Origin of the sequence: Apilactobacillus sp. EABW-1NA, from assembly GCF_030398685.1 — a bacterium.
GTDB classification, from domain to species: domain Bacteria; phylum Bacillota; class Bacilli; order Lactobacillales; family Lactobacillaceae; genus Apilactobacillus; species Apilactobacillus waqarii.
The window spans coordinates 12,212-26,292 of record NZ_JAPDKO010000008.1; the positions used below are offsets into that span (position 1 = coordinate 12,212).

Here is a 14,081-nt window from a genome sequence, read left to right on the forward strand (position 1 = left end):
ATATGAATGAAATTATGGAGGAATAGGTATGGGGATAAATTGGAGTAACATCTTAACACTAAGTAACCTTTTAGATATCTTAGTTGTTTGGTTCATTATCTATGAGGTAATTATCTTACTTAAGGGCACAAAAGCTGTCCAATTATTCCGTGGTGTTTTAGTAATTGCCATTGTGAAAATTATCAGTGTAATCTTTGGATTCACAACTGTGTCATACTTAACTGACCAAGTTATTAACTGGGGAGTTATCGCGATCATTGTTATTTTCCAACCTGAAATCAGACGTGGTCTAGAACATTTAGGTCGAGGCTCAATTATTAAACACGCACAAAACCAAAACGTTGAAAATGAAAAGATGATTTTGGAACTTGATAAAGCCATCCAATATATGTCAAAACGTAGAATTGGTGCTTTAATGACAATTCAAATGGATACCGGATTGGAAGACTACATCGAAACTGGAATTAAGTTGGATGCTGATATCACCGGTGAACTTTTGATTAATACATTTATTCCAAATACACCATTGCATGATGGTGCCGTTATTATCAGTAATAACCGTGTCGCCGTAGCAGCTGCATACCTACCATTGTCTCAAAGTAACCTAATTCCAAAGGAATTGGGAACTAGACACCGTGCAGCCGTTGGTATTTCTGAAGTAACTGATGCCTTAACTATTGTTATTTCTGAAGAAACAGGGGAAGTATCAATTACTAAGAACAACGAGTTATTACGTGGAATGAATAAGGAAGACTATATGAAGTTCTTACGTGATCAATTGATTACTAAGCAAGATTCAATGAATAAGAACGTATTTACAACCATCTTTAATTGGTTCGACAAAATCAAGCAATCAACAGGGGGGCAAAAGTAATGAAGAAGTTTAATAGCCCATGGTACCTAAGATTATTGGCATTGATTTTTGCCATCTTATTATTTGCTTATGTTAACCAATCAAAACTTTTTGGTTCAGGCAGTAACTACGGAAGCTCTGAAGACATTACTCAGTTGACTTCTAACAAGTCAGCTAATATCTCAGTGCCACTACAATTAAACGTTGATAATAATAAGTACTTTGTTACCGGATATCCTGAAAAGGTATCAGTTAAGATTGTAGGACCAACAGCGTTAGTTACTACCACAGTTAATACACAAAACTTTAAGGTGTATGCTGATCTTTCCAGATTAGGCGTTGGAACCCACAAGGTTCGTTTGTATCAAGATGGTTTAAACAACGAATTAAGATACTACATCAACCCAAGTTATATTTACGTTAATATTCAACCTAGAAAGACTGTGGAATTCCCAGTTAAAGCAGAATACGATTCAGCAAACATTGCAGATGGGTATTCAGCTGGCAAACCAGTCCTTGGAACCAGCAAGGTGAAGGTGACTGGAGCAGCCGACGAAATTGCTAAGATCAAGCAAGTTGTTGCTAAGCTAAGCATTCCACAAAACACCAAGAAGTCAGTCAGCTCTTCAGCTGTTTTAGAAGCATTAGACTCAAAGGGTCGAATTGTTAACGTCATCTTGACGCCATCAACAACTTCTGTTAATTTGCCAATAAGTAGTGGAAATAATAAAAACGTTCCACTAAAATTAAAGGTTGAAAACGGCTCTAGTAACCAAAAGTATGAACTAACTTCAGACACTGAAAAGGTGAAGGTTTTTGGAACGAAAAAAGAGCTAGAATCAATTGATAAGGTAGTCGCTTATGTTGATGTTTCTGGAATTACATCAAAGAAAGTGGTTAATGTGGAACTAGATAAGAATCTAAATAACGTTACTGGTTTTGATCCTGAAAACATTAAAATAACAGTTATTCCACAATAGATTTTAAAGAATCGAATGATGAATGGAGATAAAATTATGAAGTATTTTGGAACAGACGGAGTTAGAGGGGTAGCTAACAAAGACTTAAGCCCCGAACTAGCTTTCAAATGTGGACGTGCCGGTGGTTACATTTTAACCAAGCACAGCCAAGCAGAAGGACAACCCCAAGTATTAGTTGCCAGAGATACAAGAATTTCTGGTCAAATGTTAGAAAGTGCTTTAATTGCCGGTTTACTATCAGTCGGAATTGAAGTTCTTCAATTAGGTGTTGTTACAACCCCAGGTGTTGCTTACCTTGTTAGAACTCAAGGCGCAGCTGCCGGTGTTATGATTACTGCCTCACATAACCCAGCTGAATACAACGGTATCAAGTTTTTTGGTTCAGATGGTTACAAGCTATCAGACGAATTAGAAGAAGAAATCGAAGCAATTCTAGAAGCTGACAAGGATGATTTACCACGTCCATCAGCTAAGGGTCTAGGTAGTGTTGATGATTACTCAGAAGGTAGTCAAAAATACATTCGTTTCCTAGAACAAACTGTTCCTGATGACCTATCAGGTATGAAGATTTGCGTTGACTCAGCAAACGGTGCAACAAGTAACCTAGTATCACGTCTATATGCTGACTTAGGTATCGAATTTGAAACCATGGCAACTATGCCAAACGGTATTAACATTAATGACCAAGTTGGTTCAACTCACCCAGAACAACTACAAAAGATGGTTGTCGAACAAGGTGCTGAAATTGGACTAGCATTTGATGGTGACGGTGACCGTTGTTTAGCTGTTGATGAAAACGGTGAACTAGTCGACGGTGACAAGATTATGTATATTTGTGGTAAGTACATGTCAGATCATGGTCGTCTAAAACAAGACACTGTGGTAACTACAGTTATGAGTAACCTAGGTATGTACAAGGCAATGGAAGCAAACGGTATGCACAATGTTCAAACCAAGGTTGGGGACAGATATGTTGTTGAAGAAATGAACAAATCAGGTTATAACCTAGGTGGAGAACAATCAGGACACATCGTCTTCCTAGACTTCAACACTACCGGTGATGGATTACTAACTAGTTTACAATTACTACACGTAATGAAGGATACTGGTAAGAAGTTATCAGAACTTGCTGGTGAAGTAACTAAGTACCCACAACAACTAATCAACGTAAAGGTTAGCGACAAAGACGGTGCCCAAGCTGATGATCAAGTAAAGGCAGTTATTGCTGAAGTTGAAAAAGAAATGAGCGGTGATGGCCGTGTTCTAGTTCGTCCTAGTGGTACCGAACCACTACTACGTGTGATGGCAGAAGCCCCAACACAAGAATTGGTAGATGGCTACACTAAACGTATTGCAGACGTTGTTCAAGAACGTTTTGGAATTGAATAAAAAATTAAAAGCAATCTAATTAGATTGCTTTTTTATTGCCTTTTTTTACTGTGAATTTGTCCATACCAATTTTATAAATGGTATAAAATGAGTCGAATTTAATCTGGATTTTTGTTTATATTATGCTTATTGATACCAACATGACGCAATTTTTTATTTTTTCTGCATAAACTATACCAATTTAATATTTTTCAATTGACATTGATAATTAAAACTTGTAATGTAGATTATGTCGAAAATGATAAAAAAGATATAAATTTATTTAAAACAATTAATAAATAAAGAGTGAAAGGAAAATATAATATGTGTGGAATTGTTGGTGTAACAGGGAACAAAAATGCCGTTGATATTTTAGTTAATGGTTTACAAAAACTAGAATACCGTGGTTATGATTCTGCTGGATTATACGTAAACGATGAAGGTAAAAAAGATTACCTTGTAAAGAGAACCGGTGCGATTAGTAATCTAAGAGACGCCGTAAATGATATGAAGATTAACGGAAGTGCAGGAATTGCGCATACTAGATGGGCTACTCATGGGGGAGTAACTGTCGAAAACGCACATCCTCACTTCTCACAAGACAAGAGATTCTACCTAGTTCACAATGGTGTTATCGAAAACTACCGTGATCTAAAGGAAAAATACTTAAGTGATGTTGAATTCACTTCACAAACTGATACAGAAGTTGTTGTTCAATTAGTTGATCACTTCGCTGTAACTGAAAACCTAAGTGCTAAAGAAGCATTTAAGAAGACTCTATCATTACTAAAGGGTGCTTCATACGCATTCCAATTAATGGATAGAGAAGAACCAAACACTATCTATGTTGCTAAGAACAAGAGTCCGCTATTAATCGGTCTAGGTGAAGACTGCAACGTGGTATGTTCAGATTCTCTAGCAATGCTAAACGTTACTCATGACTTCCTAGAATTGGATGACGGTGACTTTGTTACCGTTAAACCAGATTCAGTAACTATCGAAAACAAAAATGGTGAAGTCGTAACCGATAGACAACCATTCCACGTTGATATCGATGCTAGTGACACTGACAAGGGTACTTACCCATACTACATGCTAAAAGAAATTGACGAACAACCAAACGTTATGAGAAAGCTTTCAGCTGAATACCTAAACGAAAACGGTGATTCTGTGATTGAAGACGACTTATTAGATTCAATTAAAGAATCAGACCGTCTATACATCATTGCTGCTGGTACTAGTTACCATGCTGGTTTAGTTGGTAAGGAACTATTCGAAAAGTTGGCACAAGTACCTACTGAAGTTCATGTTTCTTCAGAATTTGCTTACAACATGCCATTACTTTCAAAGAAACCATTCTTTATCTTCCTAAGTCAAAGTGGTGAAACAGCTGATAGTCGTGAAGTATTAGTTAACCTAAACCAATTAGGCTACAAGAGTTTAACAATTACAAACGTTGCTAACTCAACACTTTCACGTGAATCGAACTACACATTACTACTACATGCTGGTCCAGAAATTTCAGTTGCATCAACTAAGGCATACACAGCACAAATTACTGTTGAAGCTATCCTAGCTAAGGCTTTAGGTGAATCATCTGAAATTAAGGCTGCTAAAGACTTTAACTTGAAACAACAACTAGGTTTCGTTGCCACTGGTATGCAATCAATCGTTGATGAAAAGGAAATGATTAACGAAATTTCTAAGAAGTACTTCGTAAATGCTAACCGTGCATTCTACATTGGTAGAGGAATTGACTACTTCGTTTCACTTGAATCATCATTGAAACTAAAGGAAATTTCATACATTCTAGCTGAAGGTTTTGCTTCAGGAGAATTAAAACACGGAACCATTGCTTTGATTGAAGAAAACACACCGGTTGTGGGTATTATTACTCAATCAAACACTGCTGGTTTAACTAGAAGTAACCTAGAAGAAACTATGGCTCGTGGTGCTAAGGCAATTACCATTGCTACTGAATCACTTGCCAAGGAAAACGATGACATCGTTATTCCAGACGTTGATCAACTATTAACACCACTATTGAGTGTTATTCCTGCTCAACTATTGGCTTACTACACTAGTTTGAACAAGGGCTTAGATGTTGACCATCCAAGAAACCTTGCTAAGAGTGTTACTGTTCAATAATTTAATAATCAAAAGGGTGCCTCGGGCACTCTTTTTTATTTGATGAAAATTAAAAAGAGACTAATTTTTCTTATAAGATTTTATAAAAATTTACTGTGTCATGTTATAATCATTAACTGGGAGTGTTTTTGATGAAATTTACCAAGAAAACAAAAAACAATTCGAATAAACAAGCTAAAGCGGACAAGACTTTTAATAAGTTTAAGGAACAACAAAACCGCCTTAGTGCTAGCCGAAGAGGCGTAAAGAGATAAGAGAGAATAAAAAGATTTTTAATGGAGAGAGAATAATTATGAGAAGAAAACCGATCGTCAAGTCATTGCTGTATGTCCTGAGTGCGAGTGCAGTTATTTCAGCAGGACATGTTTATGTGTCACATGCGGATGATTTAGACAATGGTGCAAATAATACTGCCACTGCAGCTACTGTTAACACAAATGTTACTGCGGCTTCTTCAGTTAATAACATTTTGGGATCACAACTAACTGCTGACAACTTTATTTCAACAATTTCACCAATTGCTCAATCTATTGCCAATAGCAATAATCTATATGCTTCAACAATGGTTGCTCAAGCAGCGCTAGAAAGTGGTTATGGAACCAGCTACTTGACGCAAATTGCCAACAACTTGTTTGGGATTAAATCATTTGATGCTACCGGTGTTAAGTTAAAGACTTCGGAATACAATTCCAATGGCCAAGCTTATAGCACCTATGCATACTTCAAGAGTTACAACAGTGTGATGGACAGTCTTCAAGGTTATGCCACTTTCTTAACTGTTAACTCACGTTATGCGAACGTATTTAAGTCACAAGCTAAGGACGGATTCGAAGCTGCAACCAACATCCAAAAAGATGGTTATGCAACTGATCCAAGTTATGCTAATAAGTTAATTAATCTAATTAATACTTATAACTTAACTTCCTTAGACGGTAATACATCATCAACTAATACCAATACAAGTACGCCAAATACAAATAGTAGTAGCAACACAAACAATACTACTAATACTAAACCTAAGAAAACACTAGCGACTGCTACTTATACATATGGTAATCCGCTAGAAACTTTCCAATTATCATCAAAGTTTGCAAACTACAACTTATACACTCACGTTAAAGATACTACTGCTAAGAACGTGACCGGCAACTGGCCTAGTCACCTAAAGGCAGGCAGTAACGTCTACGTTGATTGTTTAGCTGTGCGTACCTATAAGGGTGCAAGTACTACTTGGTATCGAATCAAGACTAGTAAGAATGCCAAGAGTTATTGGGTAAGTGCTAAGGCCATTGATTTCCCAACCATTAACGTTAAGGAATACAATGGTAAGGCCAAACTAAGCCATGCAAACCGTGGACTATACAGCAATGTTTTCAATTCTCAAACATTAGCTAAATCACTAGGCTCATCCAATAGTTATAAGAATCAAACATTTAACGTAAACCAAATTGCTACCTATACTTATCACGGTAAGGAAAACACTTGGTACCGTATCAATGTTTCCAACCTAGGGGATGTATGGGTAAACAAGACTGGTGTTACTTATACCAAGGCCGAAAAGAAAGTAGCTAAGAAAAAAGTTACTAAAAAGAAGGCTAAGAAGGTTGCAAAAAAAAAGACAACCACTAAGTCATCAGTTTATTCAAAGGCATCAGGACATGCATATCTGAATAACTACGGTAAGTTTGCTCTATACAACCACATTCCTGGCACTTCTAAGCACATTCAAAAGACCGCTTGGTCACAAGTAAAGGTGCCAAAGGATTACAAGGTTGGCGTTAATTTAAAGGGAATTAGAACTGAGTACAACACTACTTGGTATCGTATCGTTTTAAATCATAAGAATTATTGGATTTCTGCCAAGTCACTACTTTTTTATTAATTTGATATAATTAGTAGTTAGTTTTATAATGATTAAATCGAAATAAAATATAGGAAGTATTAAGAATGACTGAAGATTATAAGATTAAGGTTCAAAACGTAACTAAAGAGTACGATTTGTTCAAAACACAAGCTGATAAATTAAAATCATTTTTCTCCATTAAGACTGATGTTCCTCATTTCTGGTCACTAATGGGAGTATCTTTTGAAGTTAAACCAGGTGAAGCACTTGGTTTAATTGGTGTTAACGGTTCAGGTAAATCAACTATTTCTAACATTATTTCTGGAATTATTCCTCAAACAACTGGTTATGTTGATGTAAAGGGTGACACTTCAATCGTTGCTATTAGTGCAGGTCTAAGAAAGAACCTAACTGGTAGAGAAAACATTAGATTGAAGTCATTAATGCAAGGTTTAACTAACGAAGAAATCGATGCTTTAATGGACGACATCGTTTCATTTGCCGATATTGGGGACTTCGTGGACCAACCTGTTAAGAGTTACTCATCAGGTATGAAATCACGTCTAGGATTCTCAATTGCCGTTCACATTAACCCAGATATCTTGATCATTGATGAAGCATTATCTGTTGGGGATGATACTTTCTACCAAAAGTGTGTGGACAAGATTGCTGACTTTAAGGAACAAGGTAAGACTATTATCTTCGTTTCTCACTCACTAAAACAAATCGAATTCTTATGTGACCGTGTTGCTTGGATTAACTACGGTAAGCTAAGAATGATCGGTGAAACTCAAGAAGTAACTACTAAGTACCGTGAATTTATTGAATGGTTCAAGAAGCTATCTAAGAAAGATAAGGCTAAGTTTGAAGCAGAACAAAAACAAATTCAAAAAGACTTTGATATCGATGAATACCAAAGACAAGTTACTGAGGAAGAACAAGCACAACATCCAGATGACAAGCATGTTGCTGCCAAGGTTAAGAAGCGTTTCTACGGATCAGTAATCAGTGAAAAGATGCCAAAGACATCAGTTCTATTTACTTGGTTAGTAACTATCGCTACTTTATTCTTCTGCTTAGTTAACGTTTCAGGACATCCACTAAGCCACATCATTGAACACCCAGCATCAATCGTAAAACCAACTAAGAAGTTAGTATTACCTAAGGGTGTTGCTAAAGATAACAAGAAGACTACAAAGAAACATCATAAAAAGACCACTACTGAAAAGAAAACATCATCAGTAAAGGCAACTATTAAATAATCAAAAAATCCGTTTTCTTTGAACGGATTTTTTTTGCGAGGGGAGATTAAATTAAGATGGCTAAAGAAATGAAGAGTCATGAAACATTGGATTTAATTGAACAAATTACTAGACTAGACGGTACCAAGTACATGGAAATTAGTAACATGGTTCAAAACGGGAGAGCTGAACTAGCTGCAGAACGAGGCTTCATTAAGGAAGTGCGTATCTTGCAACTAAATATTCCGCATTCAGAACACGTTATTAATTACGAAAACTACATTAACGAAAATTTCGAAATGCCAGATGAAAGCATGGATCATTTTGAAGAATGGACCAAGACACCAGAGATGGAAAAAGAAGTGGCAATGATTCTAAAAGAAAATCACGTTGGATAATAAAAAAGGAAGTCATCGGTAGGTTGATGACTTCCTTTTATAATATGTGTCCACTTCTAATGCTGCGAAAAAATAATAGCTAAATAACGAGCAACATTTAGTGGGATGACTTGAATATGTAATTTTCATTATAAATGATGATATTTATTATGACAATAAAAAATTTGAAAAAAATTAAAAAAGTACGACACTTGTCGTGTTATTATTAAAACAATTCGATAGCACTTATCGACAATGGGATTAGGTATATTAACAACGGGAGAGTATTATTCATGAAAACAATTATTAAGGAAATATTATTAAATATCGCATTATACATCTTTCCACTCATTTTTATTATTAGCGGAATCAGTGGATCAAATGTAATGTATGTAGTTGGATTTATCTTAGCTGGAATTATTAGCGTTCTAATGGTTATTATGTACACAACATACATATTTACCCACAAAAAAGGAGAAAGGGCCTTATATCGCATTATTTTACTGATAATCGAAATAATTATCCTTCTATTCTGTATTTACGTTGTGTTTGCTAGATAATTAATATCTACATTAGAAAATGATTAGAAAACTATTGAAATTTTAATCTCACAGTACTATATTATTGTTAACGCTAAATTTGGCGTTAACTTTTTTATAAAGAATGGAGTGATTTTGTATGGATTTCAAGTTTTCAAGTCGTGTACCGAATGTAGATAATGATGTGGTGGGAGAAATTTTAAAGGTAGCTGGTGATCCAGAAATCATTTCATTTGCTGGTGGGCTACCTGCACCCGAATTATTCCCGGTAAAGGAAATGCATGAAGCAGCTGATAAGGTTTTTGAAAAACACGGTTCTGAAGCTTTACAATATACCGCTGCAATCGGTAATCCGCATTTACGAGAATTAATCGTCGAGCGAATGCAAACCAACAAAGAAGTAACAACCACTGTGGATAATGTTTGTATTACCACTGGTTCAGAACAATCAATTGACTTAGTTGCTAAGATGATGGTTGATAAAGGTGACGTTATCTTAGTTGAAAAACCAACATATCTTTGTGCGTTAGACGTATTTAGAAGTTACGGAGCTAAGGTTGTCGGTGTTGATATGGATGAAGAAGGAATGAAGATGGATGCCTTAGATGAAAAACTAAGTGAATATCCAGATACTAAGTTCATCTACACAATTCCTAACTTCCAAAACCCAACTGGCCGTACCATGACTGCTGACCGTCGTGCTAAAATGGTTGAATTAGCAGAAGCACATGGTGTAACCATTCTAGAAGATGACCCATATGGTGAAATCAGATACTCAGGTGTTGCTGTACCACCAGTTAAACACTTTGATAAGAATGGAACTGTGGTGTACATGAACACATTCTCGAAGATCTTAGCCCCAGGGATGAGATTAGGATGGATTGTGGCTGATAAGAAATTTATCGATATGTTCGTTGTTATGAAGCAATCTGCTGACTTACATTCAGATAACTTATCACAATTTATCGTTGCTCAATACATGGAAGACAACGACTTAGACAAACATATTAAGGCAATTTCAGACGTTTACTACGAACGTGCATCTCTTATGTTAAAGGAAATTGATGAACAATTCCCAGCAGGTGTTAAGCATAGTAATCCAGAAGGTGGAATGTTTATCTGGGTAGAAGTACCTGGAAACGTTAATACCATGGACTTATTTAACAATTGTGTAAAGCATAACGTTGCCTTTGTACCAGGTGAACCATTCTATCCTGACGAAGTAATTCCAGGAACATTTAGAATGAACTTCTCCAACATGAAAGCAGATCAAATTCATGAAGGTGTTCGCCGTATGGCCGCAGCCATTGATGAAATGATTAATTAAGCGTAAAAAAAGGACTTACCAATTTGGTAAGTCCTTTTTATTTTATATGTTATGTCTTGTATGAATTGAGTGGTAAATCTTTCTTTGTACTAAATATTGATCATGTTGCATGGTAATAAATAGTGGAGAAGATTCTTCGATAACATTACTGAATTCCAAACCATACCATGAGATAGGTGAGGCAGTGATGTTTTGTAGGAAGATACGTCCGGAGATTAATTGTCTGTCAAAGGCATTGATTTCTGAGTTCAATGCTAAGTCAGAAGGACGTTCGTTGATGATAACGAACTTGAAGTCTCCAACGTTACCAGGTTTACCATTTGAAGTATACTTTTGCTTTTGTGGATCGATAACACCTTGTTTGATTAGGTAGTTAACAATTTGGTGTAGGTAGATACTTACACTTTGTTGCTTTCTAAATCCAAGGTATAGTTGAACGTCAACAACGTTCTTAGTATCCAACAAGTCAACAGTGTAGTTACTTTCATAAGGATTACTTGTTTCATTAACAGTAACGAACCAGTATACCTTAGCTCTCTTTGGTTCCTTGTCTAAGATTGAATACATTGTACTACGTTTGATTTGGTAGTCGTTCTTAATCTTAGTCATGTATACCAAGTTAGAAGTGTATAGCGGAATTGATTCGTCTTCACTCAAAGCAGATAGTTGATCCTTGTAGTGAGTAAGTGAAACATATTCGCTTTCCTTTTCGTAATGGTCACGACGCTTGTTACCGAAGTACCATAGAATCATGACGATTAGGATAGCACCCATGATGATTAGAGTAACGAAACCACCATGAACGAACTTAACAATACTTGCAATGAAGAATGTAAATTCGATAACTGCGAAGAATGCAGCGATGAAGAAAGCCCATAGTCTTCTCATCTTGCCTGATAGGTATTCGAATAGAAGAACAGTAGTCATAAGCATAGTAATTGTAATTGCTAAACCATATGCTGATTCCATTCTTTCTGAACTACCGAATGACCAAACGACGATGAATGTAACGATACATAGGAACCAGTTTACAGTTGAAATGTAAATTTGGCTTCTAACGTTACTTGGATGTCTAACAATCATTCGAGGTAAGAACTTAAGACCAATTGCTTCATCAACTAAAGTAAATGATCCAGTAATCAATGCTTGAGAAGCGATGATTGCGGCTAAAGCGGCAATTACAATCGCAAATCCACGAAGTGAATCAGGAAGCATTTCATAGAATGGGTTTAAGTTACTTAAGTTAGCAAATTGTGGGTTATGAGCGTTGTTAATAACCCAAGCACCTTGTCCTAAGTAGTTCATGATTAAGGCAAAGTAAACGAATGGCCAAGTACCATAGATGTTCTTCTTACCAACGTGCCCCATGTCTGAATACAATGCTTCAGCACCGGTAGTTGCCAAGAAGATACTACCTAGAATAAAAATACCGGCTTTGTTAACGGGACTGAATAGAATTTCAATCGCATATACTGGATTGAATGCACCTAGGATGGCTGGGTATTTTAGTAGGTTCACAATTCCCATTACAGCTAGGAAGGTAAACCAGATAAACATTACAGGTCCAAATGAGTTACCAATGATTCCAGTTCCAAATCTTTGGATTAAGAACAAAACCAAAAGCACACATGAAGTAATGATTAAGACGTTTTGTTGTGAATTACTAAATGAAATCGGACCAAAGTGTTGGCCTTTCAAACCTTCAAGAGCGGACGTTACGGAAACCGCAGGGGTCAAAGTACCGTCGGCTAACAATGCAGCACCACCGATTAAAGCAGGCCAAACTAGCCATTTTGCTTTTCTTCTAACTAAAGCGAAGAGGGCGAAAATTCCACCTTCACCGTTGTTATCAGCACGCATTGTAATCAATACGTATTTAATTGTTGTAATCACCATTAACGTCCATATGATTAATGAAATTGATCCAATTATGTAGAATGGTTTGATGTTGGCCATCTTACCAGCATTACCAATAATTGAATTCATTACATATAGAGGTGAAGTACCGATATCACCATAGACAATTCCTAAGGTGATTAGCATTCCCATAATGGAAATCTTATCAAATTTAGCTTTCATGACTAAATCCTCCAAAAGTAATTATGTAAAAGTCACACATTGATAAAGTACAATTTACCACTTATTTAAGCTAGTTTAAAGAAAAATCTGAAAAACATTCCCTAAAATGTTAAATTATAGGTTAGTAAAAATAATATTATTCCCAGGACGGTGTACAAAAATTGATACGAACAATTTTCAAAAATATTATCTCTGATACGGTCTTAAAGATTGTAGTTGCAATCTTTTTAATCCTATTAATATTTAAACCAATGAATCTCAAAGACATTGATTTAGACACCATCATGATCTTGTTTAATCTAATGTTAATCATCTCGCTAGTTAAACGAGCAAATATTTTAGCTTACATAAGTAACTCGATTATAAACCATGTCCAAACAACACGCCAAATAACTGCTTACATTACAATCACATCCTTTGTTTTGTCGATGTTTGTGACCAATGATGTTTCTATCATTACGCTAGTGCCACTATATATTTTGATTGCGAAACAGTTAAACCTATCGATAGTTTATCCCACCGTGTTAATTACGATTGCTGCTAACTTAGGGAGTGCGTTTACACCGATTGGAAATCCACAAAATGTGTTCTTAGTTGAGTTTTACCATGTCTCTATTCAATCGTTTTTTGCGAACTCATTGATATTTTTGGTGATGGGGATGCTTTCAATGGTGGTACTAATTGTCTTCAGTGAAAATAAACCGCTACAAGAAACACCAACTAAAGACATTAAAATTAATAAAATTCATCTATTGATGATTGCCGGATTATTTGTTCTAGTCTTGCTAGCACAGTTCTCGTTGTTCTCAATTTGGATTGATACATTGATTACTCTAGTGGTAGTCGAAATGTTTTCGCCTAAAAGCATTGCCGATGTGGATTACTCACTACTATTGTCCTTTGTCTTCTTTTTCTTGATTGTGGGGATGTTAAGCCGCATTGATCTGGTGGTTTCATTGATTCATCAGTTCACCCAAGATGGCATTCATACCTATTTAACTTCCATCGTAACCAGTCAGTTCATTAGTAATGTTCCAACAGCCGTGTTATTGTCCAAATTTTCTGCTGATTTTACGTCGATCTATTATGGAGTGTCGATTGGTGGACTTGGAACATTGGTTGCCTCACTGGCTAATTTATTGGCATACAAACAAGTTTCGCTGAATGCAGCGTATGCAAGTGGCAAATTTTTGAAGGGATTTACTTTCATCAACTTAATATTATTGTTAGTGTTGTCATTGTTAAAGATTATCTTAATTTAATGTCAGAAAATTTCATTTTGTGGAATTTGTGTCATAATTAAAATAATGAATTCTTTTGGAAAGG

General features: G+C 35.9%; 9 protein-coding genes and 1 pseudogene. 9 read left to right on the forward strand and 1 reads right to left on the reverse strand.

Annotated elements, in window-relative coordinates:
• Positions 1 to 28: 28 nt before the first annotated feature.
• The 8 genes and pseudogenes from cdaA (at position 29) to OEZ61_RS03445 (ending at position 10,676) form a co-directional block, all read left to right on the forward strand.
• Positions 29 to 874 carry a diadenylate cyclase CdaA gene (cdaA, locus tag OEZ61_RS03410; protein ID WP_232347913.1) on the forward strand — a complete coding sequence of 282 codons (846 nt, stop codon included), beginning with the start codon at positions 29 to 31 and terminating at the stop codon, positions 872 to 874.
• Entirely contained in the window at positions 874 to 1,833 is a 960-nt protein-coding gene (locus OEZ61_RS03415) for a CdaR family protein (RefSeq protein WP_290046941.1), read from the forward strand. The genes cdaA and OEZ61_RS03415 overlap by 1 nt, the downstream gene beginning before the upstream one ends.
• Before the next feature lie 36 nt (positions 1,834 to 1,869).
• The gene (glmM, locus tag OEZ61_RS03420; protein WP_034531982.1) at positions 1,870 to 3,222 is read left to right on the forward strand and encodes a phosphoglucosamine mutase; all 1,353 of its coding nucleotides are present in this window, start codon (positions 1,870 to 1,872) and stop codon (positions 3,220 to 3,222) included.
• A gap of 303 nt (positions 3,223 to 3,525) precedes the next feature.
• Complete coding sequence (gene glmS / locus OEZ61_RS03425; protein ID WP_290046963.1) at positions 3,526 to 5,349, forward strand: glutamine--fructose-6-phosphate transaminase (isomerizing); 1,824 nt, start codon at positions 3,526 to 3,528, stop codon at positions 5,347 to 5,349.
• A gap of 292 nt (positions 5,350 to 5,641) precedes the next feature.
• Entirely contained in the window at positions 5,642 to 7,231 is a 1,590-nt protein-coding gene (locus tag OEZ61_RS03430; protein ID WP_290046942.1) for a glucosaminidase domain-containing protein, read from the forward strand.
• Positions 7,232 to 7,296: 65 nt separating this feature from the next.
• A pseudogene (locus OEZ61_RS03435) lies at positions 7,297 to 8,334 on the forward strand (ABC transporter ATP-binding protein); the annotation flags it as partial.
• A gap of 188 nt (positions 8,335 to 8,522) precedes the next feature.
• On the forward strand, positions 8,523 to 8,831 hold the full coding sequence (locus OEZ61_RS03440) for a hypothetical protein (protein ID WP_034532024.1): 309 nt from the start codon (positions 8,523 to 8,525) through the stop codon (positions 8,829 to 8,831).
• Positions 8,832 to 9,488: 657 nt separating this feature from the next.
• Positions 9,489 to 10,676, forward strand: a complete 1,188-nt coding sequence (locus OEZ61_RS03445; RefSeq protein ID WP_034531987.1) for a PLP-dependent aminotransferase family protein — start codon at positions 9,489 to 9,491, stop codon at positions 10,674 to 10,676.
• 42 nt (positions 10,677 to 10,718) lie between these two features.
• Here the strand turns inward: OEZ61_RS03445 and OEZ61_RS03450 are convergent, their stop codons facing one another.
• Complete coding sequence (locus tag OEZ61_RS03450; RefSeq protein ID WP_034531989.1) at positions 10,719 to 12,755, reverse strand: KUP/HAK/KT family potassium transporter; 2,037 nt, start codon at positions 12,753 to 12,755, stop codon at positions 10,719 to 10,721.
• Positions 12,756 to 12,916: 161 nt separating this feature from the next.
• On the opposite strand from OEZ61_RS03450, the gene OEZ61_RS03455 reads away from it, so the two are divergent.
• Positions 12,917 to 14,017, forward strand: coding sequence for an SLC13 family permease (locus tag OEZ61_RS03455; RefSeq protein WP_051592280.1), 1,101 nt, complete (start codon positions 12,917 to 12,919; stop codon positions 14,015 to 14,017).
• Positions 14,018 to 14,081 lie beyond the last annotated feature (64 nt).

Coding starts and splice junctions, on each gene's coding strand:
- cdaA (WP_232347913.1), top strand. CDS start 29: ATGGGGATAAATTGGAGTAACATCTTAACACTAAGTAACCTTTTAGAT.
- OEZ61_RS03415 (WP_290046941.1), top strand. CDS start 874: ATGAAGAAGTTTAATAGCCCATGGTACCTAAGATTATTGGCATTGATT.
- glmM (WP_034531982.1), top strand. CDS start 1,870: ATGAAGTATTTTGGAACAGACGGAGTTAGAGGGGTAGCTAACAAAGAC.
- glmS (WP_290046963.1), top strand. CDS start 3,526: ATGTGTGGAATTGTTGGTGTAACAGGGAACAAAAATGCCGTTGATATT.
- OEZ61_RS03430 (WP_290046942.1), top strand. CDS start 5,642: ATGAGAAGAAAACCGATCGTCAAGTCATTGCTGTATGTCCTGAGTGCG.
- OEZ61_RS03440 (WP_034532024.1), top strand. CDS start 8,523: ATGAAGAGTCATGAAACATTGGATTTAATTGAACAAATTACTAGACTA.
- OEZ61_RS03445 (WP_034531987.1), top strand. CDS start 9,489: ATGGATTTCAAGTTTTCAAGTCGTGTACCGAATGTAGATAATGATGTG.
- OEZ61_RS03450 (WP_034531989.1), bottom strand. CDS start 12,755: ATGAAAGCTAAATTTGATAAGATTTCCATTATGGGAATGCTAATCACC.